A 25,472-nucleotide genomic window follows, 5' to 3' on the forward strand; every position below is an offset into this window, starting at 1 on the left:
GGCTTAGGCATCCACTTATGCTGGAATTTTCTCCATCTGCTGAGAAGTTTTCTGCAACATCGGGGTAATTAGATCGGCGGGCACAGGACAACTGAAGTAGTAACCCTGACCTTCATCACATCCCAGCGTTTTTAGGTAGTCAAGCTGTTCTTGGGTTTCCACACCCTCTGCCGTGATGTTCAACCGCAGGCTTTTTGCCAGGGCAATAATCGCATTCGTGACGGCAGCACTATCAGGATTGGACGTGACATCCTGTACAAATGACCGATCGATCTTGAGCATATTCACGGGAAAACGCTTTAAGTAGTTGAGAGAGGAATAACCAGTACCGAAGTCATCTAGAGCCAAGCATATACCCAGTTCTCGTAATTGTTTTAAGGTTTTAATTGATCGCTCCATATCAGCCATCAAGAAGCTTTCTGTCACTTCCAATTCCAGGCAAGATACTTGGAGTCCAGTTTCCTCAAGAATTTGACTAACGATCTCAACCAGATTTGGTAGTTCAAACTGTCGAGCTGACAGATTTACAGATATCCGAATTGGGTTAAATCCTGCAAGCTGCCAAGCACGGTTTTGGGCACAAGCAGTTCGCAAGACCCATTCACCAATTGGTAGGATCAAACCATTGGCTTCAGCAATGGGAATAAACTTTACTGGAGAAACCAAACCTAATCTAGGATGCTGCCAGCGAACCAACGCTTCCATAGCCGTAATTTGTCCGCTATGTAAATCAATCAGAGGTTGATAATAAACCAGCATTTCGTTGCGGTCAAGCGCCCCATATAATTCATTTTCTAAAGTTATTCGCTCCTGCAACTGAGCATTAATTTCCGGTGAATAGAATTGGTATTTGCTACGCCCTCTTTGGTTTGCTTGATACAGTGCTATGTGAGCCTGTTGCAAAAGTTGATCTACGCTATTATGCTCATTTATTCCATTAATTGTGATGCCGATACTGGCGGTGATATGAATCAAGTTACCCTTTAGAGAAAAGGGTTTACTCAGGGTGCTTAACAGCATCTGAGATAGCTTAATTACACTTTCAAAAGAAACAATTTCTATGCGGGCAATTGCAAATTCATCTCCACTCAAATGGGCAAGAATATCTGTTTGTGTCATGCAGAATGATAACCTCTGAGCAACTGCTCTTAACAACAAATTTGTTGTTTCATGCTCCAACCCATGACTCATAGCAGTGAAATCATCAATACTCAGTAAAAAGACTGCTACAAAGCGCTGGTTATTTTCAGGTTGAGATAGAGTCTGATGGAGGCGATCGCAGAATAATTCACGATTGGGCAATCCAGTTAAATCGTCATAATTACTGATGTAATGAATTAACTCATCTAATTTGTGAAGAGTTTGTGAGGTATCCGCCATCAATGTACCGGCTTCATCAGCAAATTCTGTGGGCAATTCAGGTAAGGTTTTGGTGTTTAGATAATTTTGCAATGCCACAGATGTAAAAATAACCGGTTTGAGAAGGTGGTGTAGTGCGTAGAGGGTGGCGGCTGTACCCGCTAAGGTAGCCAACAGAGCAATAAGCATAACTCGAATCGCCATCTCCAAAGAATAGGAGTTTGAGATAACGAAACTCAAAAGTAAGCTTAGAAGTGGTATGTGAGTACCCAAAAATGCCACCAACATGATTTTAGCGGTGTAACTTTTTTTGAGTAATGGAAAACTAGCTAGGAACGAGTAGAGATTTAGCTTGTGATTGAGCTTCATAAATTATGTTTGATAGTGGGTAAATTAGTTCCGAGCTATTCTGACAAAAGGGTATTTTGGATTTATAATTCAGTGCAATTAGCTTTCATGGAACCCAACCCTGATAAGGTCATATATTATGCTTCCCAATCGAGGTTTCTATTTGATATGTTTAACGATAAAGTTTATGTAAAGCTTCTCGATAAACAATTTCACAATAAATACCTAAATTATGTTGATTTTTATTAGTTTGTTTTCAGGTGATGTAAAAGTAAAAAATATATACAAATTCGACTTGATTGCTGAAAATATTTTTTTATACCTAAAGATAGAGACGCAGAGAATGCAAATAGAGTAAAGATATATTCTCACAAACGATTTAGGATTGCTATATTTTGTAAGGGCATAGCAAATATACCAGGCGATTAGAAATCGCGGCTACACAAACGAAGTCCGCCTACGCGGACTCAAAGGATTTGAAACCCACCTCCGTGGGTTTTGTTTGTATAGCTGCGAATTCCATGAGACTGTTGGCGAATTGCGATCGCTACCCTCAAAGCATTGAGATGTCGTAGCGCCTCACCCCGTAAATTGTGGTTTACATGAATTCGCCAACAGAGTCATTCCATTCGCTAGGGCAAACGTGTTTTTACGCTCATTGAGATGCTCCCTGGTTATTTACCTAGAAGTTGCTGTAAAGACGCAATAGATTATTTATTGCTAGAGCCTGAAAAAAGCAGATTTGTAACTTGTTCTAACACCTTTAATGCTGTTAATGAACCTCGAATCAACCGAGTAGCGGCAAAAGGTTGTCGAAGCATTTCGATCGCTAACTGCAAAGGGTTTAGAGAACCATCAGAGTTAATTGCTGGTGTGAGATCGGGGATATTATGCTGACAATCGTCGCTGACTACTCGCAGCATTGCCACTGCAACTCCAGCCGCATTGAAAAATTCTAAAGCGGTAAATCCTTCCATATCTACAACATCAGCCGCCAAAGTCTCACCTAAACGGTGTTTTTCGGATGCAGACCAAATTACGCGATCGCTTGTCAGTGATTTGACCAAAGATACTTTTTCTGATATTGAAGAGTGCAATTGTGTTGTAAAAGTGCGATCGCATTCTTGCTGTTTCCCCTGATAAACACAATCTTGATACAGGACAATATCACCAACTGTATAGCGATCGCTCAAGCTGCCACATATACCCATAACCAGCACTCTGGATTTTGGAGTCAGAAATTGTCCTTGTTGCAGGTATTTGAGTAAAGGCTTCATCCCTACAGGTATGGCTACTACTTTTGGGATGGAGGCAGTAATGCCGCTTAATCCGCGACACACGGCTTTATATTCTGCTCCTTGAGGCACCAGAATTGTGTTGATGGGCAAAAAATTAGGCACTAGCTCTCTCGATAGTTTTAAGTTTTAACGGTCAATTAATGTTTAGAGTAGTAGATGGGCATGGTGGGATTCTTCTTTACCTTGAAGAGCGATGTCTACGACGGGCTACGCCTACGCAGTTTGTAAAATTAGGATCGCTCATCAGCGCTGCGTAACCACTAACTAATGCTTGGATTAAAGATTGGGTCATATCTGAGTGACAATAAGTAATATTGCCGTTTGGTAGTAACCAAAATTAGCAAACCGAAGATGATTGCTGTAGCATGACTAAATAATTGTGTCATCCACACGATAATTTTCCAAGATGGTAAAGCTTCATAACTCCAAATCCGCACGAGAACTCTTCAATATTTCCAAATTGGCGATTCAATTTTCGTGGCTGACAGTGAGTTTTTGGATTGCCGTAACGGTAGCTGGTGTTCTAGCTTTCAGTTCCCTTAAGTATGCCTTGTTTCCAGATATTACCTTTCCAGTGGTAGTTGTGAATGCTACAGCTCCCCTGACAACTGCCCTGGATACAGAAGCGAAGCTCACCAAACCCCTAGAAGAACGCCTCCGCTCTCTAGAAGGACTGGAGAATATTCGCTCATCAACCTATCCTAGTCAAACAGCTGTTGCCCTTTCTTTTGCCGTTGGGACAAATTTAGAAACATCGACCAAAAAGGTTGAAACTGCCCTCAAGCAGTTGACTCTACCTCAAGGAGCAACTGACAAAATCATTCCTCTGAATCTAAACGAGTCAGCCGCCATTAGCTATGCCATAGAGAGTCCTACACGGAATCTCAAAGATTTGACGAAGTTGGCACAAGATGAGATTGTAAGTGCGATCGCTAAATTACCAGGAGTATTAAAAGTCTCACTACTAGGTGCTGCTACGGCAACTCCTGCGGTAAATCCAGCGAATGCGAGTGCAACGGCTCTCCCCCAAGGTGGGGCGACATTAGTCCGGTTTAACGGTGAAGATGCACTCGCATTTCAGGTAATCAAACGCGGTAGTGCTAATACTTTGGAAGTCGTGAGTCATGTTGAGAAAGAAGTTCAAAGGCTACGCTCTACCCTCAAAGATGTCAAACTCACCTTAGCTGCCACCCAAGCAGAATATATCCGTCAAGCCACCCAGTCAACAATCGATGCTTTGCTGGAAGCAGTGTTGTTGTCAATAGTGGTAATTTTTCCTTTTTTATGGAATTGGCGGGCAACTCTAATCTCTGCCTTAGCGATTCCTACATCTTTGCTGGCGACATTTATCGTCATGGCAATTTTCGGCTTCAACCTGGAAACAATCACCCTGCTGGCTTTAGCTTTGGTGATTGGTAGCATTGTTGATGATGCGATCGTGGATGTGGAAAACATCATGCGACACGTTGAAGATGGCGAAACTCCTCGTCAAGCAGCGCTTTTAGCGACAAATGAGATTGGGTTGACAGTCACCGCCGCCACTTTAACAGCAGTAGCAGTTTTTCTACCCATAGGTTTGATGGGTGGGGTAATCGGTCAGTTCTTCAAGCCTTTTGGCATCACTGTATCCGCGGCGATGCTTGCTTCTATGCTAGTTGCTCGGACTTTATCTCCAGTTCTGGCTATCTACTGGCTGAAACCTAAATCCTCACTCTCCCCACGTCGAGAAGCAAAAATCTGGGTAGCTTTTACTCAATTTTACGGAAATTTACTGAGTTGGTCTTTAAATCACCGGAAAATAGTTATCGGGTTAGCTGTCTTCAGCTTCATCGCAGGTATAGTTCTGATTCCACTAATTCCCAAAGGGTTTATTCCCAAACTTGATCGCGGCGAATTTAATATTGCTTATACGGCTCCTTTGCCGAGTATTCCTAGTGGAGCTGAGGGGCAGGGGGGCAGGGGAGCAGGGGAACAGGGGAGAAATTCTATTCCCCAGTTTCAAATTCCCAATCCCTTGAACGATTCTCTAGAGGTTGCGAAGAAACTAGAAAATGTAGTCAGAAAATCACCGGCAGTTGAAACGGTATTTACCACTGTTGGTTCTCGTGAGGGTGAGCCGAATAAAGGGATACTATATGTAAAGTTAAAGGGCGATCGCACAATCACAACTGCGGAATTACAAGACCAGTTGCGCTTTTCATTACCGACTCTTTCTGGGGTAAATACTAGTGTTGAAGATATTCAATTTGTCGATTCTGGTGGTCAAAAACCCCTGCAAATAGCATTACAAGGTGATAATCTCCAAGCTCTGAGCAAAGCAGTCAAAGCGATTAAAGAAAGGATTCAGAGGCTACCGGGATTCGCTGATGTCACAGTTACAGGTGAAACGAATCCACAGGGCACGATTTTTCAGATCGAGCGTCTGAATAATCAGCGCGTAGCATACATCAGTGCTAATCTTGGCAAGAATCTGTCTTTGGGTGATGCCACTGACAAAGTGGTAGCTGAAGCAAAGGCGGTATTACCCTCTAATGTTTCCTTAAATTTAGGGGGAGACTCTGCCCGTCAAGGTGAAGTGTTTAGCAGTTTCGGCACTACTCTGGCTTTATCTGCCCTGTGCATTGTCATAGTACTAATTTTACTGTTCAAAAGCTGGGTAGACCCTCTGGTGATTGGTGTTTCTTTGCCTTTGGCACTTGTGGGAGCGATGTTGGCGCTACTGATTACTAAGAGCGATTTTGGTATGATCTCATTGATCGGTTTCGTCTTTTTGCTAGGGCTGGCAAATAAAAATGCCATTTTGCTTGTAGATTATATCAACCAGTTACGCAACGCTGGCTTAGACCGTACCCAGGCGATCCTCAATACCGGACTAGTACGCCTCAGACCAATTATGATGACCACGGCCTCGACTATTTTAGGGATGTTACCGATCGCATTGGGTTTTGGTGCTGGTTCCGAATTGCGATCGCCGATGGCTGTAGCGATCGCAGGTGGACTAGTAACTTCAACTATCCTCAGCTTGATTGTTGTGCCGGTAGTTTACACCATTTTGGATGATTGGTTTCCCAGATTTAAGAAAAGGGGGGCAGCTTGATGCAGGTTTTTGTCACGGGGGGTACGGGTTTTATTGGTGCCCATTTGGTACGGTTGTTGTTGCAACAGGGTTACACAGTCAAAGCACTGGTACGCTCAAGCAGCAATTTGGAGAATCTGCGCGGTTTGGAGGTGGAAATTGTCAAAGGCGATTTGAACGATCCAAATCTCTGGCAACAAATGGCAGGTTGTCAATACTTATTTCATGTGGCAGCCCATTATTCTCTGCGGCAAACAGACCGGGAATTACTCCACCGTCACAATGTCCTGGGTACGCGTAATGTGTTAGCAGCAGCTCGCAAAGCTAACATTGAGCGCACTGTCTACACAAGTTCAGTGGCAGCGATTGGGGTAGGATCGTCTGGTCAAGTCGTCGATGAAACACATCAGAGTCCCTTAGAAAAGTTGGTAGGTGACTACAAAAAGTCTAAGTTTCTGGCTGAACAAGAAGCTATGCAAGCTGTTGCTACAGGTCAGGAAGTAGTTATTGTCAATCCCAGCAGTCCTATTGGCTCGTTGGATATCAAACCTACGCCGACGGGTGATATAATACTGCGGTTTTTACGACGGCAAATGCCTTTTTACTTAGATACTGGTCTAAATTTTATCGATGTGCGGGATGTGGCATGGGGGCATTTACTGGCTTTGCAACGGGGTAAATCTGGCGATCGCTATATCTTAGGTCATCAAAACCTCAGTCTCAAAGAACTACTCGAACAACTTGCCGATATCACAGGTCTTAGCGCACCTCAACGAACAGTACCCGCTTGGTTGCCCCTGAGCGTTGCCTGGGTTGATGAAAAGATTCTCGCACCATTAGGAAAATCGCCCTCAGTACCATTAGATGGCGTTCGGATGGCGAAACAACCTATGTATTACAATGCTTCAAAGGCTGTACGAGAATTGGGTTTACCCCAATCTTCGCTGAACGCCGCACTCAAAGATGCTGTGGATTGGTTTGTTGCTCAGGGATATGTCAACCCCTCTGGGAAATTCAAAATTCAAAATTCAAAATTCAAAATTGAAGACCCCACAGATAAATCTTGGGGTTGAGAAAGTGGTGCATTTATCTTTAAAAGAGGAGCGATCGCAACAATGGCAGTTAATCTACAACAAGCTATGGATATTGGGAAGTATCTTGTTACACAGCGTTTGAAAGGACGTAAACGCTTCCCCTTAGTGTTGATGTTGGAACCTCTTTTTCGGTGTAATCTCGCTTGTACTGGTTGTGGTAAAATCCAACATCCAAAGGAAATTTTAAAGCAAAATCTCACCCCAGAACAGTGTTTTGCCGCTGTGGAAGAGTGTGGCGCACCAGTTGTCTCAATTCCTGGGGGAGAACCTCTGCTACACCCCCAGATTGATGAGATTGTCCAGGGATTAATTGAGCGCAAGAAATATATTTACTTGTGTACCAATGGCTTGTTATTAGAAAAGAGTCTGGATAAGTTTCAACCTTCCCCTTACCTGACTTTTAGTGTGCATTTAGATGGAATGCGGGAGTTACACGATCAGTGCGTAGATCGTAAAGGTGTTTTTGATATCGCTGTCAAAGCCATTCGCGCCGCTAAAGCTAAAGGCTTTCGTGTTACAACTAACACGACTATATTTGAGGGTACTGAACCTAAAGATATGCAAGAGTTCTTTAACTTTCTGGAAACACTAAATACTGACGGGATGATGATTTCTCCCGGCTACAGTTACGAGTGGGCACCAGATCAAGATCATTTTCTCCACCGAGAACAAACCCGCGCCCTCTTCCGCGAAATTTTGGCTCCCTACAAAAGTGGTGAAAAAAACTGGAACTTCAATCACAATCCCTTGTTCCTAGATTTTCTCACGGGTGAGAAGGACTACGAATGCACACCTTGGGGTAGCCCTAGTTATAGCGTTCTCGGTTGGCAAAAACCTTGCTATCTGCTAAACGAAGGTTATTACTCTACCTTTAAGGAATTACTCGCACAAACTGACTGGAGTCAATACGGACAGAAGAGTGGTAATCCTAAGTGTGCCGATTGTATGGTTCATTGTGGCTACGAACCCACCGCTGCAATGGATGCAATGCAGCCGCAAAATATGGCGCGTGCCCTTGGTAGTGTTTTTGGCAGGAATTAGTAAGTAATGATGAGTGCTGAGTGCTGAGTTGAAAGACTGCCCACAAGGGGCGGGGCTTCTAATAAGTACATAAGTACTGAGTAATTCTTAATTTACTCAGTAATCAGCAATCAGCATTGAGTAGGGTAAATGCTACATATTAAAGGGTGCGATGCCTGCGGCGGGCTACGCCTACGCACCCTTTAAGTATTCTGATTGCACTAGAATGTGTCTGAATAACATGCGATAAGAGTTAAATGAGGATGCTTATCTAGAGATATTGCGATCGCTCCTCAGCCAATTTCGCCGAAATTCATCAGGAAAAATACTCATGCCATTTGTATCTATTTGTAACCTGCAAATGTATTATGAGATTCGTGGCACTGGTCAACGCCTACTCTGTATCAGTGGTACTGGAGTACATTTGCAGCGATCGCCGACTATTTTTGACTCACCGCTAGCCCCACATTTTGAAATTCTAGCCTACGATCAGCGTGGTCTGGGTCAAACCTCAAAACCTGATATTCCTTACACCATAGCAGATTACGCCGCCGATGCAGATTCTTTGTTAAATGCAGTCGGGTGGGAGAACGCTCATATCATTGGAATTTCCTTTGGGGGTATGGTAGCCCAAGAGTTGGCACTGCGCTATCCGCACCGCGTTAAACGTCTTGTTTTAGCTTGTACTAGTAGTGGTGGTGCTGGTGGATCGTCATATCCACTACATCAACTCGTGAACCTACCTAGCGAAGAACTAGCTCATCGGCAAATCACAATTGCTGATACCCGTTGGCAAGATGAAGCTTGGCTCTCTAGCAGAACGACACAATTTCAGGAATTAGTGAAGTTGACACTAGCAGTTTTTCAAGCGAGTGCAGACGAACCAAGTCGTGAAGTTGGGCGTCGTCGCCAGCTTGAGGCTCGTGCTGCTCACGATACATATAATCGACTTTCTCAACTGCGTATTCCTGTCTATATCTGCGGGGGTCATCACGATGGCATATCTCCTCCCGCCAATCTTGAGGCAATGCACAAACAGATACCAGGTTCGTATTTAGAGTTTTTTAAGGGCGGTCATGGCTTTCTTTACCAAGACCCCCAAGCATTCAAGCGTGTTATTGCCTTTCTCCAAAATAAATTTGAGTAATTTTACATAAGAGTTGAAGAAGAATTCAGAATTCAGGAGCGTCTCAGGCTCCGCTTTGCCTCCGGTCAGAATCAAGGCGCTCTGGTGCGATGCTGTTCTATCAGCGGGGGTTTTAAAGCCTCTTGTTCAGACGCTCGATGACTCGCTACCGCTGCGCTATCCGCCAGTCGTACATAATTCATTCTGAATTCCTGACTCCTGAATTCTGTTTGGATAAATACAAAGTGACAGTAACTACAACACCTATTGCCCTACAAGAGCAGCGCTCGGCTCATAAACTAAACAAAGACCAAAATATGAAGTTATGTAAATAAATTTCACAAACATAACAATAATTTGTAATAAATTATGATGCGGCAGCATTGTATAAAGAGAACTTGGAAGTAAAAAACAACATCTTAATCAGGTTTTCCAGTCGTTCATAGAAGTTTGAAGTTTTTTAACAAAAGTTTTAATCTGAAAGCCTGGAGATCGTAAACTTATTTCTTGGATGTCTGTTTTAAACCTTTCGTAACTCGTCAGGCAGTGCTGACATCAAAAATCAACTGAACCATTCAGTTTTGAGTCCAATTATTCTTAACCAAGCAAATTAGGAGATTTAACGCAATGGTTTTAGATGCATTTGCAAAAGTAGTTTCCCAAGCTGATACACGCGGCGAATATCTCTCCGATGCACAATTGGATGCATTGAGCGAACTAGTCAAAGATGGTAACAAGCGTGCAGATGCTGTTAACCGTATTACCAGCAATGCGTCAGCTCTTGTTGCTGCTGCGGCTCGTGATTTGTGGGCAGAACAACCCCAATTGATCACTCCCGGTGGTAATGCTTACACCAGCCGTCGTGCAGCTGCTTGTATCAGAGACTTGGACATCATTCTTCGCTATATCACCTACGCTATCTTTGCTGGCGATTCTAGCGTGCTAGACGATCGTGCCCTCAATGGATTGCGGGAAACCTACTTGGCATTGGGAACTCCAGGAGCTTCAGTTGCTGTTGGTATTCAAAAGCTGAAACAAGCTTCTTTGGCAATTGTCAACGATACAAACAATATCACCAGAGGCGATTGCAGTGCATTGGCATCTGAAATAGCTAGCTATTTCGATCGCGCTGCTGCTGCTGTGGCTTAAGCCAAGCATTGCTAATGTTGACTAAATAATTGTCCATAGGACAAAACAAAATTTCAACCATAACGTTTGTAAAAGGGAAATACCAAAATGACAAAAACACCTCTAACTGAAGCAATTGCATCGGCTGATTCTCAAGGACGCTACCTCAGCAGCACCGAAATTCAAGTTGCTTTTGGTCGCTTCCGCCAAGCTCCTGCTAGCTTACAAGCAGCAAAAGCATTGAGCGCCAATGCTCAACGCTTGACCGAAGGTGCTGCTCAAGCAGTGTATAACAAGTTCCCTTACACCACTCAACAACAAGGCCCTAACTTCGCGTCTGATGCGCGCGGTAAAGGCAAGTGTGTACGTGATGTCGGCTACTACTTGCGGATTATCACATACGCTTTAGTTGTTGGTGGCACAGGCCCCTTGGATGATTTCTTGATTTCTGGCTTGGCTGAAATCAACCGGACTTTTGATCTGTCTCCTAGCTGGTACATTGAAGCTCTCAAGTACATCAAAGCTAACCACGGCCTCAGCGGCGATCCTGCTGTTGAAGCAAATTCCTACATCGACTATGTAATCAATACTCTAAGCTAGAGTGTTTCTTTAGCCCGGAGAGGAAATCAGCTCTTATGACAAGTAAGTTCTATGAGTTGTTTATCTCTCCGGGCAGTTTTTTCAGAAAAGCTAGCTGAAAACCCTGGAGAAAGAGGAACGTAGTTCTGTATTTTTTGCTTTAGAAGCAGGGATGAAAGCTGCCGACGTAGCACGGTATTTGCTACAACTTTGGGAAAGTTAGCAACCCAGTGCCTCTTTTAAGCTACCGTCAATTGGCACAATATTTTTGTCAGTACAAGATTTAAAAACCTACCCTCGGACTGGGGGAAAGTATACGCCCGAAATAACGTAAGGAGATATCACTACGCCCTTGTGGCAAATGTGGTGAGGCAGCGAGCGCAATCTTCTCTCATCTCTTACAAGACGCTACGTGTTCGCCGAGCGTTCCGTTCGCGGAGCGTCCCGTAGGGAAGGAAAGACGCTAGCGCAACGTTAGCGAGTCCGCCCCCTATGGCAAAGCAAGCTACGCGCAGTGTCTGGTAGAGAACGTCTGGAGGTTTCTCCCCCATAAGGGGCTGCCAAACTGATAAGGTGAGCCTGGGAACCTGTGGAAACAGGATATTAAGGCAGCTATGTCTTAAAAATCGCCTTACTTTAAAGTAAGGTGAGTGTCAATTTCAAAAAGACTGTTAAAAGACTAGAAAAAAATTTTCTAAACAGTTTTCAGTTTTGCAGTTAAAACTGAGGAGGTTAAAGATGGCAGCTTTGGGACAAGCAGCAAGGTTAGGGATTGGGGCGTTTGAAAATTCAGCACCAGTAGAACTACGCCCTGATAGAACAGAAGCAGATGTGGCAGTGGTTATCCGAGCAGCTTACCGTCAGGTTTTGGGTAATGCATATCTACTGGAAGGAGACCGTCTAGAGAGTGCAGAATCACTGTTGCAGCAAGGTGCAATCACCGTTAGGGGATTTGTGCTAGCCATTGCTCAATCAGAACTCTATCGGGATAAGTTTTTCTACTCCAACTCCCAAACTCGGTTTATCGAGTTGAATTATAAGCATTTATTGGGGCGTGCCCCAGAAGATGAGTCAGAGATTTCGTATCATGTTGAGCTTTACAACTCACAAGGTTATGAAGCTGAGATAAATTCCTACATTGACTCATTAGAATATCAAGAGAGTTTTGGCGAAAATCTTGTCCCCTACTATAAAGGCTTTAGAAGTCAAGTAGGACAGAAAAACGTTGGCTATAGCCGACTGTTCCAACTGTATCGGGGTTATGCCAATAGCGATCGCGCTCAAGGACAAAAACAAGGACGGCTAACTTGGGAAGTGGCTAAGAATCTAGCTTCACCCATTTACCCAGTCTCTGCTGGAGCCTTAACAGGTCTCTCTAGAGGCGAACGCGGCGAAACATACCGGATCAGAGTGCTACAAGCAGCTTCCCCAAACTCAACTGTAGTACGGCGTGGGACTGCGGAATTGATCGTACCCTACGAGCAACTTTCTAGTAAATTGCAGCAGTTGAATCGCAAGGGTAGTAAGGTTATTAGCATTTCAGCCGTATAAATAGGGAATCGGGGGGAGTAAGGAGTAGGGAGTAGGGAGTAGGAAATTTCACCACTACCTAGTACAGACGGGATTAATCGCGTCTCTCCCCACTCCCTACTCCCCTTAGAAATTATTAATTACAAAGGGAAAATTACCAATGGCTATTACAACCGCAGCTTCCCGTTTGGGAACAGAACCTTTTAGCGATCAGGTTCCTGTAGAATTGCGTCCGAATGCAAGCAAAGAAGACATTGAGAGAGTAATTTCTGCCGTCTATCGTCAGGTGTTGGGCAACAACTACATATTGGCATCTGACCGCCTGACAAGCGCTGAATCTATCCTGCGCGATGGCAAAAGTACAGTGCAAGAGTTTGTGCGTCAATTAGCTAAATCAGAACTGTACAAAACCAAATTTTTCTACGACAACTTCCAAACTCGCGTCATTGAACTGAACTACAAACATTTGTTGGGTCGTGCCCCTTATGATGAGTCTGATGTCGTCTATCACTTAGACTTGTATCAAACTAAGGGATATGAAGCCGACATTGATTCTTATATTGATTCGCCAGAGTATCAATCTAGCTTTGGTGAAAATATAGTACCTTACTATCGTGGCTTTAATACCCAAACAGGACAGAAAACTGTCGGATTTAGCCGGATATTCCAACTTTATCGCGGCTATGCCAGTAGCGATACCTCCCAACTCAAAGGCAAATCTTCTCGGCTTGCTAGCGAACTAGGTCGCAATAGTGCATCCGTCGTTGTTCCTCCCTCTGGTGGTCCCTCAGGCTTTTCATACGTTGCTTCTGAAAAAGGCGTTACCCCCAACAGTACTTTTGGTGGTGCAGGAACCTTTGGTAAAGAAGGCAGACTGTACCGCATTGAAGTGGCAGGTGTTTTCGGAGCTGGCTATCCTAGCACACGCCGCGTCAATCAAGCAGTGATTGTACCTTATGAAGAACTATCTAGTTACTTCCAGAGAGTCGTAAAACAAGGTGGTAAAATAGCTAGTGTAAAACCCCTTTAGTGTCAATAGTCATTAGTCAATAGTCATTAGTCAATGTCATTATTAAAGGCAAAAGACTAATGACAATTTAGAATAGGGAATTAATTTTATGGTTGGGCCAATTAGTAGTAGAACAAGTAGTCGCTACTTTCGATATGAAGTAGTGGGTCTGCGCCAAAGCGAAGAAACTGAAAAAACCAACTATCCCATTCGTTCTAGTGCCACTGTGTTTTTCACAGTGCCTGAGAACCGGATGAATCAAGAAATGCAGCGAATTACTCGCTTGGGTGGCAAAATAGTTAGCATTCAGCCATTGAACGCTGAAGCTAAAACAAATAGCGAACAAAGCGATCCTCCTTCTTCATAATGAATTCTAGTCCGCAGAAATTTGAAGATTTATCACCGACAGGTAACTCTGGCGATGGTGAATCTTTAACAGTAGAGCAAGCGATCGCTAATCTTGAAAGTGCAGATTTAGGTCTGCGCTTTTATGCCGCCTGGTGGTTAGGTAGGTTTCGGATATGTGAAGCAGCTGCGGTTACAGGATTGATTAAAGCGTTAGAGGATGAAGCCGATAGAACACCAGAAGGCGGATATCCTCTGCGACGGAACGCAGCTAGGGCATTAGGAAAACTAGGCGATCGCCAAGCAGTATCACCTTTAATTGGGTGTTTAGACTGCTCAGATTTTTATGTACGAGAAGCGGCGGCACAATCCTTAGAAATGCTGGGCGATCCGATTTGTATTCCCGCCCTGATTGAGTTATTACAAGTAGGTTTGCAAGGAGAGCAGCTGATCTCACAGCCTGATTTATCTCAACCCTACGAAGCCATTTTAGAAGCCTTGGGAGCCTTGAGGGCGACTGAGTGTATCCCTTTGGTAAAACCATTTTTAGAGCATCCAATCGAATTGGTGCAATATGCTGCTGCACGAGCCATGTATCAATTAACCCAAGAACCAGTTTATGGAGAACGGTTAGTAAAAGCTCTGGCAGGAGAAAAATTACAATTGCGTCGAGCAGTCTTAGCAGACTTGGGAGCGATTGGCTATCTACCCGCAGCAGATGCGATCGCCGAAACTCTTGCTGAAAATAGCCTAAAGCTAATTTCTCTTAAAGGATTACTAGAACATCAAGTTAAGCACACAGCAACAAGCACTTTGTCAGATGGTGCAATTAAAGTAATAAATTTGATGGACTCGCTGTTGTAGTCATAATTTCCCAGGCATTAGTTGTTATTAATACGTTTAAAAGAAATGTTTACCACACATAAACCCCCAACCCAACTGCAAAATCAGGGCTAGGGGGTTTATGTATGATGTCAACTACGGAGGACTTAAGCTACAATTGGCAGATCCCTAATGACTCATGACAAATTATTATGAATAACAGTGACCTTGCCCAAATATTAATTCGTGCTGTGGAAGAAGCAGACTCCTCGGATCGCTTATTAGACGCAGTTCAGGAGTTAGCGGCAGCTGGCATAGAGGAATCTGTTCCCACTCTGATTGCAGCTTTGGGCTACAACAATCCAGGGGCGGCAGTGGCGGCAGTAGATGGACTAATCGCGATCGGAGAAGCCGCAGTACCGTCACTATTGGAACTAATTGATGACTACAACTACAGTGCTAGAGCTTGGGCTATCCGTGCCTTAGCGGGAATTGGCGATGTTCGGGCGCTGGATACCTTGTTAGAGGCAGCAAAAACTGATTTTTCCTTAAGTGTGCGGCGAGCAGCTGCCAGAGGATTAGGCACTTTGCGCTTGCATCAACTACCTGCTGAGAAAGTGGAATCTGTTCAGACTCAAGTATTAGAGGCGCTATTACTAATTTCTCAAGATCCAGAGTGGATAGTGCGCTATGCAGCAGTGACGAGTTTAGAAACACTAGCGATCGCTATAGCAGTCACTTTACCCGATCAAGCATCGCGGATTACAAATCAACTTCAGCAAATACTCGATAATGATGCCGATCTGGGAGTTCGTACCCGCGTAAAATTTGCACAGCAAAAAATTCAACAGCAACAACATCAAGAAATCTTTGCACCGAAAAGAAAGCTAGAAGATGCTGAAGTGTCTGAAATACCTCATCGTGGTGGTGGCAGACGGTAAATTACCAGACACCAACCGCCCTTGCGGTATGGTGTTAGGTTCTTTCAATTCATCGGGGATAGCCTTCAGAATTCCCTAGTTTTATTGGTCTTAGATTCGCTTCTCCAATCGGGAGTCCTGGTTTCCAAGACCCAAATCTTTCTCGCAGTTTTTGTAAAACTAACTAGGCGATAAAGACTGAATTTCTGCCTGGATATTGCCACGAGCGCATGGTTCGGCAAACTCTGACATTAAAGGCGTAAAATAAATACGCGATCGCTGTAAAAATCTTTCTAAAACCTGTTGACGACCTGTAATATATTCTCCCTCTGCTACCCAGCCATATTCCTGACGAATAGCATGAGCGTATTCTTCATAATCAACTGGGTTAGTAGCCAAAATCGCTAAATCTGCATCAACTAGGACTTGGCTATCATAGTCATTCCCCGCAGCTTGGTGGTCTTTAGTGTTCAGAATCAGACGGGTGACAGTAGTTATAATACTTTCTGGAATACCCAAATTACTCAGCAACTCAAAAGCATAGTCTGCGCTTCGTTCTTCGTTATCCTTAGCTTCAGTGTCATACACTACATCGTGAAACCAGGCAGCTAGTTGAACAGCAGCTAGGTTGTTAGCATAGCCTTGCAAAATCTCAATTGTGCTGAGGACGCGATCGATGTGTTTCAGTGTATGGTAATAGCGACCAGGGGTAGAGTAAGCTTCAACCAAGAGATTAAAGGCTTTCTCTGCCGCTATCTGGTCAACGCCAAAGGGTTGGAGTGTGTGTTGCCAGTTATAAAATAAAATATCCATAAAATTTTCTGTAGGCATAGAGGCAGTATACCCATTCTTAGTATTGGAAAAAATAAGTACATACTGTTAAAACAGCAGTAGAAGACTTCAAGTAGAACCTCACCTTCTAACTCCGCCAGGAGAAAGCGGGAAAAATTGTCCTCCTCTTACTTGCAGTAAAGGGTTAGAAGTGAGTTCACGCGAATATATTTACAAGTTATAAATCTAGTTATAAATCAATGAAACTTTGGACGCCCAATCAACATCTGGACAACGGAAGATTCATTATACAAATGGACGCTTTGGTTTTTCGGTGCAAAAGCGCATTCATCGAAGTCTGGGTGTAATCAGTATTCAACCGGATATGACACCAGAAAGTTTGCGGAACACCAGTGGTTAAATTCTGTAATATCTGATACAAGTAAGTTATGATCGTGGACATTAACTTTTTATTGTTCAGATGCCAGCTAAAATCATCCTTACCGTTATTCAAGGACAATTATTAGGACAGCAATATATTTTTGATTGCCGCAGTAGCTGCATAATCGGTAGAAGTGCAGATTGCAATCCCCAGTTACCAGATGATGAAAATCATCGGGGCATCTCCCGCTATCACTGTCTACTAGATATTAATCCTCCTGATATTCGGGTGCGGGACTTTGGTAGTAAAAATGGCACTTACATTAACGGTAAAAATATTGGACAACGCCAACGAAATCAAACGGCTGAAGAAGCTGTAAAATTCCAGTTTCCAGAGTATGACTTACAAACAGGCGACGAAATCAACTTAGGTCACACTGTCTTTAAAGTTAGTATAGAAGTACACCAAAAAGAGATAAATCTACCAACCCTCATCCCTGACGATGTTACTGTCAACAATAACCCGCTACAACAGGCTTATTTCTTAGATATCATCAAATATTTTCTCAATTTGGCTGAGAGTGGCGATCGCCACCTCAAAGCAATTAGCGGTTATAATCTTGTCAAACTTCTCAGCACAAGTGAATTCGGAGAAGTTTATTTAGCACAGCATAATCAGTCTGGCAAGTTCATAGCCTTAAAGGTCATGTTACCAGCAGTGGGGGCGAATGACTTCGCTGTGCAGATGTTTCTTCGGGAGACGGAAAACACCAAGGCTTTGCAACATCCTCATGTAGTGCAACTCATGGATTGTGGCTTCTCGGAAATCATCTTCTTTTTTACAATGGAATATTGTGAGGGTGGTACTGTATGGGATTTCATGCAACAACTGGGTGGTCGATTGTCTGTTGATATTGCTGTACCGATTATTCTGCAAATTTTAGACGCTTTAGAATATGCCCACAATGTTGAACTGCCTTATGTCAAACTGGCTGATGGTAAATTTGACAAAGGTAAAGGTATAGTTCACCGCAACCTCAAACCGAGTAACATCTTCCTGACTAATATTGACGGAAAACTGGTGGCTAAAATCGGTGATTACGGCTTATCTAAGGCCTTTGACTTAGCTGGTTTAAGTGGTCAAACTTTGACTGGTACTCAAGCGGGTACTCCCGTTTTTATGCCGCGACAGCAGGTGCTGAACTTTAAATATGCCCAGCCAGAGGTAGATATTTGGGCAGTTGCGGCTTGTCTCTACAATATGCTAACAGGTTGTTTCCCCCGCAACTTCACAGGCGATCCCTTTCTGGCAGTTTTACAAAATAATCCCATACCAATTCGCCAACGAGATGCAACAATTATGCAACCCCTAGCGCAGGTGATTGATTTGGCGTTGATTGATAAGCCAGAAATCCACTTTAAGAGTGCAGCTGAGTTTAAGCAGGCGTTGTTAAGTGCGTTGTCATAGTAGAGTTTACAGGATTTTTTATCTATTTAATCCACATCTGTCGTCGGGGCGTCCCGCAGGGATGAAATATTTTTTTATTGCTAGTTCCTAGAACGCACGGCGTAAATAAATCATTCAAAATCAATCAAATCCTTGCGGTATAGGAATTACGAATTATGTAGCTTGCTTCTCGCGGGAGGTGAATATTCCGAATTACGAATTCCGCATAATGGTGACAGCTAATTGAAAGCGTCAAAATAGAAGACACAGGCTTTGTACAAAAAGCCTTGCCTTGATTAACGGAGTTATTATCAGTGGTATTACAAGTACAAACAAGCGCCTACGAAGCTAAAACCCAAGAAATTGCTAAACAACTTCTAGCCGCAACGCAGGAAAATCGTTCGTTTTTTTCTTCCCTGCGGGATCAAATGCGTTGGGATGATAAATTACTAGCTTGGGCGATGAGTAATCCTGGCTTGCGGGTGCAACTATTTCGCTTTATAGATACGCTACCTGCTTTGCACAGTAAATCAGAAATTGCCTCACATTTACAAGAATATTTAGGCGATGAATCTGTAGAATTACCGTCAGCTTTGAAGGGGATGCTAAACTTTGCTAACCCCGACTCGATGCCAGGACAAGTTGCAGCTACAACTGTTGGGACAGCGGTTGAGACGCTTGCCCATAAATATATTTCTGGGGAAAATATTAAACAAGTCATCAAAACAGTTGAACGCCTACGAAAAGAAAAAATGGCTTTCACCATCGACTTACTTGGTGAAGCCGTAATTACCGAAGCGGAAGCGCAGTCTTATCTAGAACGCTATCTAGAATTAATGCAACAATTAGTAGAAGCATCGAAGAATTGGGCAGTTATTCCGGCGATTGATGAGGCTGATGGCGAACCAATACCCAAAGTTCAGGTTTCTGTTAAGTTAACGGCGTTTTATTCCCAATTTGACCCATTAGATGCTAAAGGTAGTGAGGAGCGAGTTAGCGATCGCATTCGGATTCTCTTACGTCGTGCTAAAGAATTAGGTGCAGCTGTACATTTTGATATGGAACAGTATGCCTATAAGGACATAACTCTCAGCATCCTAAAAAAACTGTTACTAGAAGAAGAGTTTCGGCAACGCACAGATATTGGCATGACAATTCAAGCATATCTGCGTGATAGCGAACAAGATACCGAAGACATAATTTCTTGGTTGAAACAGCGTGGTTATCCTCTGACAATTCGCTTGGTGAAAGGCGCATATTGGGATCAAGAAACTATTAAAGCAGCCCAAAAGCATTGGCCACAGCCAGTCTACAACGACAAAGCCGCAAGTGATGCTAACTTTGAAACCATCACTCAGTTGTTGCTAGAAAATCATCAATATGTCTATTCTGCCATTGGTAGCCATAATGTGCGATCGCACTCTCGCGCCATTGCCATCGCTGAAAGTTTAAATGTCCCCCGCCGCCGCTTTGAATTACAAGTCCTCTACGGTATGGGTGATAAAGTTGCCAAGGCGTTGGTTGATAAAGGTTATCGAGTCAGAGTTTACTGTCCCTACGGTGAATTATTACCTGGGATGGCGTATTTAATTCGCCGATTGTTGGAAAATACGGCTAATAGTTCTTTTTTACGGCAAAATCTCGAAAATCGATCGATTGAAGAGTTATTAGCGCCGCCGATTGTCAAAGATGAAAACAACTCTTTAACTCCTAACTCCTCACTCCTAACTCCTCACTCTCATTTTTCTGGTGCTGCTGATACCGATTACGCGGTGGAAGAGATCAGAACGAAAGCGGCGCAAGCTTTCCAAACCGTTCGTCAACAGTTGGGTAAAACTTATTTACCGCTGATTAATGGTGAATATGTTAATCCGCCGGAATTTGTTGATTCTCTGAATCCTTCTAAGTTCAGTGAGGTAATTGGTAAAGTTGGGTTGATTAGCGTTGAACAAGCGGAACAGGCGATGCAAGCTGCGAAAGCGGCGTTTCCTGGGTGGAAGAAAACACCAGCTAAACAACGCGCTGATATTTTGCGGAAAGCGGGTGATTTGATGGAACTCCGCCGCGCTGAACTTTCAGTTTGGATAGTTTTGGAAGTTGGGAAACCAGTTAAGGAAGCTGATGGAGAGGTTTCGGAAGCGATAGACTTTTGTCGGTACTACGCTGACGAAATAGAACGGTTAGATAAAGGTGTGAATTATGACATATCTGGTGAAACAAATCGTTATATCTACCAACCACGCGGTATTGCTGTCGTGATTTCTCCTTGGAATTTCCCGCTAGCGATCGCTTGTGGAATGACTGTGGCAGCTCTGGTTTCAGGTAATTGCACTCTCCTAAAACCTGCGGAAACATCTTCTGTAATTACAGCAAAACTTACAGAAATCTTGATCGAGGCTGGTTTTCCCAAAGGTGTCTTTCAATACGTGCCAGGCAAGGGTTCGCAAGTCGGCGCATACTTGGTAAATCATCCAGATACTCATGTAATTGCTTTTACTGGTTCTCAAGAAGTGGGCTGTAGAATTTATGCAGAAGCAGCAATATTGAAACCTGGACAAAAGCACATGAAACGGGTGATTGCTGAAATGGGTGGCAAAAATGCCATCATTGTCGATGAAAGTGCTGATTTAGACCAAGCAGTTGTAGGAGTAGTGCAATCGGCATTTGGTTACAGCGGCCAAAAATGTTCTGCTGCTTCCAGGGTGATTGTGCTGGAACCGATTTATGATGCCTTTGTGCAACGATTGGTGGAAGCGACAAAATCCTTGAACATTGGAGAAGCAGAGTTACCGAGTACACAAGTTGGGCCAGTCATTGATGCTAATGCCCGCGATCGCATCCGCGAGTATATTGAGAAGGGTAAGGCAGAAGCAGAAGTGGCGTTAGAATTACCAGCACCCGAACAAGGATATTTTATCGGGCCAGTCATCTTTAGTGAAGTCTCACCAAATGCGGTAATTTCCCAGCAAGAAATTTTTGGCCCTGTGCTGGCGGTAATTCGGGTGAAAGATTTCCAGGAAGCGTTAGCAGTCGCCAATGGTACAAACTACGCCTTGACTGGCGGACTTTATTCTAGAACACCTTCGCACATTCAGCAGGCGCAGACAGAGTTTGAAGTTGGGAATTTGTACATCAACCGCAATATTACCGGAGCGATCGTTGGACGGCAACCCTTTGGTGGATTCAAACTTTCTGGAGTCGGTTCTAAAGCAGGTGGCCCTGACTACTTACTGCAATTTTTAGAACCACGCGCGGTGACAGAAAATATTCAACGTCAAGGTTTTGCACCAATTGAAGGAGCAGATTAAACTAACGTGAATTCCACGGTTTATATAGTGTCCGTCTAATTAGCCCAATCAAAACATCTCTCCCTGATTTTACTGCGTAAAACCCTCCTTCTCCAAGTCCTACGGTGTACACATATCTTGGTAATGAAGCGCCAATCCTGGATTTACCCGCCTTAATCCCCCCGATGCATTGGGGGGAAATATCCAGTTCTCCCCCTTACCAAGGCTATCCATTAGTCACATCTTTCTTAACAAAGCTGAAAAGCTGATAATTGGCGGTTTTCACGGTTATGATTGATTAGTCAACTTGACAAATCAATCAATAGGTGGATTGCATGAGAAATGTGCTGGTGTGACCTACCGTTTCGTTCATTGCTCTAATCGGTTTGGTGGGCTAATTTCCAGGTTGCGGCGATATCGTGTAATCGTCGCAATCCTCTCCAAATGGTCTTAACTCCTGGCTCTCCATCGCCTTTACGACCTAAAAAACCACCGAGCAGGGCAATCATGCGTATAAATAGTTCCGAGACAAAATGATTGTTTTGTGTTGGGTTGCGTTTTGCTTAACCCAACCTACATTTTATTTGTGAGCTATCAAATACTAAAAAGGGGCGGGCTTTTCAGCCCACCCCACAAGAAAATGATAAAGAGTGAATAACTCTTGGTTAATATCGAATTCGTGGGTCTACATAAGCATTTAAAATATCAATCAAAATGCTGGCACTCACAACGATCGCACCAAAAAAGACTAGCACTCCCTGGACTGTGGGATAATCGCGATCGGCGATCGCTTGATACAATCGATTAGCTAACCCAGGCCAAGAAAATGTTACCTCTGTCAAAATCGCCCCACCCAAGAGAGATGCAAAGGTTAATCCCAAGACTGTAATCACTGGAATTAAAGCATTCTTTAAAGCGTGAGAAGCTAAAATCTTCTTTTCACCAATACCTCTGGCTCTAGCAGCTTCTACATAATCGGCTTGCAAGGTTTGCTTTAAATTCACTCGCACAATTCGTTCAAAAATCCCACTGAGCAAAATTCCTAAAGTGAGACTCGGTAGGGCAAGATGGTGCAAGGATGCCAAAAACTGAGTGAAATTTCCACCGAGTAAGCTATCAATTGTATACAATCCAGTGACAGGAGTAGGAGCCGGCAGATTGGGCGGAAAGCGGTTGGAATTAGGAAACCAACCCAATTGGACTGAGAAAATTAACTGCAAAAGCATTCCCGCCCAAAACATGGGGAGTGCGTAAGTGATGATACCAAATAAGCGCCCACCGACATCAAAATATGTTCCAGGACGAGAAGCCGAAAGAGTCCCAACCGTAATTCCGACAATGAGTGCAACCGCCATACTACATACCGCTAACTCCACTGTCGCCGGGAAATATTGCCCAATTATGTCCCAAACATTCTGTCCGCGACTCATTAGAGAGGTTCCCAAGTCAAAGCGCAGTATGCTTCCCAAATAATTTAGATACTGTAGCCACAGGGGAAGATTTAAACCGAGTTCTTTTCGCAATTCTTCTTTGGCTGCTTCTGGCGCACGTCCACCAAGAATTGCATCTGCTGGATCTCCTGGTGTTGCTCTTAGTAAAAGAAATACAATGGTGATGATCGTTAATAGCTGAAGTGGCGCAAGAAGCAAGCGAGAAACAATGTAATATTGTAAAGCTTTAGAACGAGACATAAGCAATTCAAAGTTTAAAATTAAAAATGCAGTTTTTGCAACTATCTTAGCTATTAGCTAGAAATATATTTAACATGAAAGATTTTATTGAATAGTCAAAAGTCAATGATCAATAGTTGTTACTTATGACCAATGACCAATGACTAATGACTACTTTTGAAGTGTCTGGTAAAGCAAAATTTGGGTAGGGTTAAGTTTTACGCCATTAACACCATTTCGGGCAAATACATAGTCTTTGTTTTGCCATAAGGGAACGTAAGGTACATCAGTAGTAACTTGCGTTTGAATTTCGTTAAAAATTTTCTGACGCGCTTCGGGTTTTTGTTCTTTGCGTTGCCCATCAATCAATTTATTTATGGCTTCGTTATAGTAGAACGAACCCTGAGTTTGACTGCCTCCATCTTCGCATCCTTTAGCAACAGAACCTTTGTCACAAGATAAAAATGGTTGGACGTAATTATCTGGATCTAAAAAGTCTGGATACCAATCAAGTAAAGCTGCCGGATACAAACCTTTGGCAATGTCTTTAAAGAAGGCAGGCCCTTCCGCTTGGGTAACTTCAAATTGCAGTATTCCATCCATTTTGACATCCACAAGGGATTTGAGTGTCTGCGCTGCCAAACTCCGAGTAGGTGAACTAGAAGGATACCAAACTTGCACTTTTGCAGGATTTTCTTTGGAGAAGCCAGCAGTAGTTAATAATTTTTTAGCTTGATCGAAGTTAGCATCGCCATATTTATCTTTGAATAATGGCACAGAAACTTTAAATGTCGTGGGAATCATGCTATAAAGCGGATCTGCTTGACCAAGTAAGACTCGCTCATTTAAAAGTGGACGGTCAATTATGGATGCGATCGCTTGTCTTACCTCTAATTTATCTAAAGGCTTTTGATTCCGGTTTAATACCAGATAACTTACTACACTACCTTCTGCTGCGATCGCTTGCCAATCCCCTTTTTTTCCACCTTCTTCTAAGCTCCGATTTTGATCTGGTTGCAGTGACAGATAAGCTACATCGACTGCACCTGTACGAAAAGCATTAAACAAATTAACTGGACTAGTTTGAATTTGGAGATTAACACCCTTGTTAACTGGTTTTTCTCCCCAATATTTATCAAACACATCAAATCGGATAGAATCAGTACCATACTGTCCTAATTTGTAAGGGCCAGTTCCCACAAAAATATTCGGCTTGAATCTACCAGCGCCGACTTCGTAAGCTTTTGGCGAAACTGCACAAATTCCAGGAAATGCCAGCAGTGAGGGAAAAGCTGCAAAGGGCTTTTTGAGCTTGATTGTCAACTCATACTCGCTTGTAGGTTTTATCGAATCTACTATATCAGCTAGTAAGAATGAGGGTTTTCCTTTATTTTCAATAAAGCGCTGAATGGTAAAGGCCATTGCTTGAGCATTGAAGGGAGTATCATCATGAAAAAATACTCCCTGGCGTAAGGGGATGGTATAAGTTAAGCCGTCTTGACTAACTTTGGGTAATGCTGTAGCTAATTGGGGTTTAATTTCGGTGCTTCCTGGTTCGTAATTATAGAGGCGATCGCTCATATTAAACACCAAACCTAAAGATGCTAACTCATAAGCATCAGCCGGATCGAGGGTTCTTGGCTTGGCTGTTGTACCGATAGTAATACGACCATCACCTGTAGGGGTATTTACAGAACCAGATGGCGGCGTAGTTGACTGCGGACGAGGAGCGCAACTAACAACCAAAAATAAACATAAACAGAACAAAGATAGGAATTGTGTAATCCGACCCCACTGTTTCACGAACAAGGAAAACCAGGTCATAGCAATAATATATTTGATCTCAGCGGTCAGCAATTTTACTACATTTGTGACTCTTATGCTGAATCTTTACAATTTATAGTGGTTCTTGTTTCGATGGAACACTCCGTAGCCATCTAAATCAAAAAGTTGTGGCGGATACTCAACTTCATAATTAAGTTTATTGCTACTGTGCGATATTTACGATGGGCTACGCCTATGCAATATTTTGTTACAAAAAATCATTGATAAAATACAGAATTTGATATTTAACATTTGTTAAGTATTGAAAAGTTTTTATTTAATTAAAATTTTCAACATTGGCTATATTTGTCGTAAATTCACAGTTACTAGGAAAATAGGTCTTGTTAAGCTTTGACCTTAGCCCAAGCAAGTAGTGTACGTTGAGATTTTACCTGTTGCTGCTTGGGAACAGACACCGATAGAGCGGTTTATCGTCAA

At 43.2% G+C, this 25,472-nt stretch carries 18 protein-coding genes and 2 pseudogenes; 14 read left to right on the top strand and 6 right to left on the bottom strand.

The annotated features are described in order from the left end of the window. Positions 1 to 15: 15 nt before the first annotated feature. Both HWQ43_RS33370 and HWQ43_RS33375 read right to left on the bottom strand, forming a co-directional pair. Positions 16 to 1,728, bottom strand: a complete 1,713-nt coding sequence (locus tag HWQ43_RS33370) for a bifunctional diguanylate cyclase/phosphodiesterase (RefSeq protein WP_292741663.1) — start codon at positions 1,726 to 1,728, stop codon at positions 16 to 18. Positions 1,729 to 2,417: 689 nt separating this feature from the next. Then, the gene (locus HWQ43_RS33375; RefSeq protein ID WP_292741664.1) at positions 2,418 to 3,107 is read right to left on the bottom strand and encodes a phosphorylase; all 690 of its coding nucleotides are present in this window, start codon (positions 3,105 to 3,107) and stop codon (positions 2,418 to 2,420) included. Positions 3,108 to 3,411: 304 nt separating this feature from the next. On the opposite strand from HWQ43_RS33375, the gene HWQ43_RS33380 reads away from it, so the two are divergent. The 11 genes and pseudogenes from HWQ43_RS33380 (at position 3,412) to HWQ43_RS33430 (ending at position 15,675) form a co-directional block, all read left to right on the top strand. Then, a complete protein-coding gene (locus tag HWQ43_RS33380; RefSeq protein WP_292741665.1) occupies positions 3,412 to 6,102 on the top strand; it encodes an efflux RND transporter permease subunit in 2,691 nt (896 codons plus the stop codon). Continuing rightward, entirely contained in the window at positions 6,102 to 7,154 is a 1,053-nt protein-coding gene (hpnA, locus tag HWQ43_RS33385) for a hopanoid-associated sugar epimerase (protein WP_292741667.1), read from the top strand. The genes HWQ43_RS33380 and hpnA overlap by 1 nt, the downstream gene beginning before the upstream one ends. A 42-nt stretch (positions 7,155 to 7,196) precedes the next feature. Beyond that, entirely contained in the window at positions 7,197 to 8,216 is a 1,020-nt protein-coding gene (hpnH, locus tag HWQ43_RS33390; protein WP_094349680.1) for an adenosyl-hopene transferase HpnH, read from the top strand. Positions 8,217 to 8,526: 310 nt separating this feature from the next. Next, positions 8,527 to 9,342, top strand: a complete 816-nt coding sequence (locus HWQ43_RS33395; RefSeq protein WP_292741670.1) for an alpha/beta hydrolase — start codon at positions 8,527 to 8,529, stop codon at positions 9,340 to 9,342. A gap of 606 nt (positions 9,343 to 9,948) precedes the next feature. Further along, on the top strand, positions 9,949 to 10,470 hold the full coding sequence (locus HWQ43_RS33400; protein WP_289795183.1) for a phycocyanin subunit beta: 522 nt from the start codon (positions 9,949 to 9,951) through the stop codon (positions 10,468 to 10,470). Between the two features lie 87 nt (positions 10,471 to 10,557). Further along, on the top strand, positions 10,558 to 11,049 hold the full coding sequence (gene cpcA, locus HWQ43_RS33405) for a phycocyanin subunit alpha (RefSeq protein WP_012411562.1): 492 nt from the start codon (positions 10,558 to 10,560) through the stop codon (positions 11,047 to 11,049). Between the two features lie 717 nt (positions 11,050 to 11,766). Then, the gene (locus tag HWQ43_RS33410) at positions 11,767 to 12,579 is read left to right on the top strand and encodes a phycobilisome linker polypeptide (protein WP_292741671.1); all 813 of its coding nucleotides are present in this window, start codon (positions 11,767 to 11,769) and stop codon (positions 12,577 to 12,579) included. Between the two features lie 139 nt (positions 12,580 to 12,718). After that, positions 12,719 to 13,588: a phycobilisome linker polypeptide gene (locus tag HWQ43_RS33415; RefSeq protein WP_292741673.1), complete on the top strand. Its 870-nt coding sequence runs from the start codon at positions 12,719 to 12,721 to the stop codon at positions 13,586 to 13,588. A gap of 88 nt (positions 13,589 to 13,676) precedes the next feature. Further along, positions 13,677 to 13,886, top strand: a pseudogene (locus HWQ43_RS33420) (phycobilisome linker polypeptide); the annotation flags it as partial. A 47-nt stretch (positions 13,887 to 13,933) separates the two neighbouring features. After that, the gene (locus HWQ43_RS33425; RefSeq protein ID WP_292741678.1) at positions 13,934 to 14,776 is read left to right on the top strand and encodes a HEAT repeat domain-containing protein; all 843 of its coding nucleotides are present in this window, start codon (positions 13,934 to 13,936) and stop codon (positions 14,774 to 14,776) included. Positions 14,777 to 14,946: 170 nt separating this feature from the next. Further along, positions 14,947 to 15,675, top strand: coding sequence for a HEAT repeat domain-containing protein (locus HWQ43_RS33430; protein WP_292741680.1), 729 nt, complete (start codon positions 14,947 to 14,949; stop codon positions 15,673 to 15,675). A 159-nt stretch (positions 15,676 to 15,834) separates the two neighbouring features. Here the strand turns inward: HWQ43_RS33430 and HWQ43_RS33435 are convergent, their stop codons facing one another. Further along, positions 15,835 to 16,485, bottom strand: a complete 651-nt coding sequence (locus HWQ43_RS33435) for a hypothetical protein (RefSeq protein ID WP_292741682.1) — start codon at positions 16,483 to 16,485, stop codon at positions 15,835 to 15,837. Positions 16,486 to 16,693: 208 nt separating this feature from the next. Here HWQ43_RS33435 and HWQ43_RS33440 point away from each other — a divergent pair, with 208 nt between their 5' ends. From HWQ43_RS33440 to pruA, 3 genes are all read left to right on the top strand, one after another. Beyond that, on the top strand, positions 16,694 to 16,846 hold the full coding sequence (locus tag HWQ43_RS33440; RefSeq protein WP_292741684.1) for a hypothetical protein: 153 nt from the start codon (positions 16,694 to 16,696) through the stop codon (positions 16,844 to 16,846). Positions 16,847 to 16,906: 60 nt separating this feature from the next. Then, on the top strand, positions 16,907 to 18,274 hold the full coding sequence (locus HWQ43_RS33445) for a protein kinase (protein WP_292741686.1): 1,368 nt from the start codon (positions 16,907 to 16,909) through the stop codon (positions 18,272 to 18,274). A gap of 293 nt (positions 18,275 to 18,567) precedes the next feature. Next, on the top strand, positions 18,568 to 21,561 hold the full coding sequence (gene pruA, locus HWQ43_RS33450; RefSeq protein ID WP_292741689.1) for an L-glutamate gamma-semialdehyde dehydrogenase: 2,994 nt from the start codon (positions 18,568 to 18,570) through the stop codon (positions 21,559 to 21,561). Between the two features lie 356 nt (positions 21,562 to 21,917). Here pruA and HWQ43_RS33455 read toward each other — a convergent pair. The 3 genes and pseudogenes from HWQ43_RS33455 to HWQ43_RS33465 form a co-directional block, all read right to left on the bottom strand. Next, positions 21,918 to 22,055, bottom strand: a pseudogene (locus HWQ43_RS33455) (IS4 family transposase); the annotation flags it as partial. 150 nt (positions 22,056 to 22,205) lie between these two features. Beyond that, entirely contained in the window at positions 22,206 to 23,231 is a 1,026-nt protein-coding gene (locus HWQ43_RS33460; protein ID WP_292741691.1) for an ABC transporter permease, read from the bottom strand. Between the two features lie 150 nt (positions 23,232 to 23,381). Continuing rightward, the gene (locus HWQ43_RS33465) at positions 23,382 to 25,034 is read right to left on the bottom strand and encodes an ABC transporter substrate-binding protein (RefSeq protein WP_292741694.1); all 1,653 of its coding nucleotides are present in this window, start codon (positions 25,032 to 25,034) and stop codon (positions 23,382 to 23,384) included. Between the last annotated feature and the right edge of the window lie 438 nt (positions 25,035 to 25,472).

Origin of the sequence: Nostoc sp. JL31 (genome assembly GCF_017114965.1) — a bacterium.
In the GTDB taxonomy this organism is placed as follows: domain Bacteria; phylum Cyanobacteriota; class Cyanobacteriia; order Cyanobacteriales; family Nostocaceae; genus Nostoc; species Nostoc punctiforme_A.

What these genes read in the sequence shown, in the direction of transcription:
- HWQ43_RS33410 (WP_292741671.1), top strand. Translation starts at nt 11,767, where the DNA reads ATGGCAGCTTTGGGACAAGCAGCAAGGTTAGGGATTGGGGCGTTTGAA.
- HWQ43_RS33460 (WP_292741691.1), bottom strand. Translation starts at nt 23,231, where the DNA reads ATGTCTCGTTCTAAAGCTTTACAATATTACATTGTTTCTCGCTTGCTT.
- HWQ43_RS33380 (WP_292741665.1), top strand. Translation starts at nt 3,412, where the DNA reads ATGGTAAAGCTTCATAACTCCAAATCCGCACGAGAACTCTTCAATATT.
- cpcA (WP_012411562.1), top strand. Translation starts at nt 10,558, where the DNA reads ATGACAAAAACACCTCTAACTGAAGCAATTGCATCGGCTGATTCTCAA.
- HWQ43_RS33435 (WP_292741682.1), bottom strand. Translation starts at nt 16,485, where the DNA reads ATGCCTACAGAAAATTTTATGGATATTTTATTTTATAACTGGCAACAC.
- HWQ43_RS33400 (WP_289795183.1), top strand. Translation starts at nt 9,949, where the DNA reads ATGGTTTTAGATGCATTTGCAAAAGTAGTTTCCCAAGCTGATACACGC.
- HWQ43_RS33445 (WP_292741686.1), top strand. Translation starts at nt 16,907, where the DNA reads ATGCCAGCTAAAATCATCCTTACCGTTATTCAAGGACAATTATTAGGA.
- HWQ43_RS33425 (WP_292741678.1), top strand. Translation starts at nt 13,934, where the DNA reads ATGAATTCTAGTCCGCAGAAATTTGAAGATTTATCACCGACAGGTAAC.
- hpnH (WP_094349680.1), top strand. Translation starts at nt 7,197, where the DNA reads ATGGCAGTTAATCTACAACAAGCTATGGATATTGGGAAGTATCTTGTT.
- HWQ43_RS33415 (WP_292741673.1), top strand. Translation starts at nt 12,719, where the DNA reads ATGGCTATTACAACCGCAGCTTCCCGTTTGGGAACAGAACCTTTTAGC.
- HWQ43_RS33395 (WP_292741670.1), top strand. Translation starts at nt 8,527, where the DNA reads ATGCCATTTGTATCTATTTGTAACCTGCAAATGTATTATGAGATTCGT.
- HWQ43_RS33370 (WP_292741663.1), bottom strand. Translation starts at nt 1,728, where the DNA reads ATGAAGCTCAATCACAAGCTAAATCTCTACTCGTTCCTAGCTAGTTTT.
- hpnA (WP_292741667.1), top strand. Translation starts at nt 6,102, where the DNA reads ATGCAGGTTTTTGTCACGGGGGGTACGGGTTTTATTGGTGCCCATTTG.
- HWQ43_RS33465 (WP_292741694.1), bottom strand. Translation starts at nt 25,034, where the DNA reads ATGACCTGGTTTTCCTTGTTCGTGAAACAGTGGGGTCGGATTACACAA.
- HWQ43_RS33430 (WP_292741680.1), top strand. Translation starts at nt 14,947, where the DNA reads ATGAATAACAGTGACCTTGCCCAAATATTAATTCGTGCTGTGGAAGAA.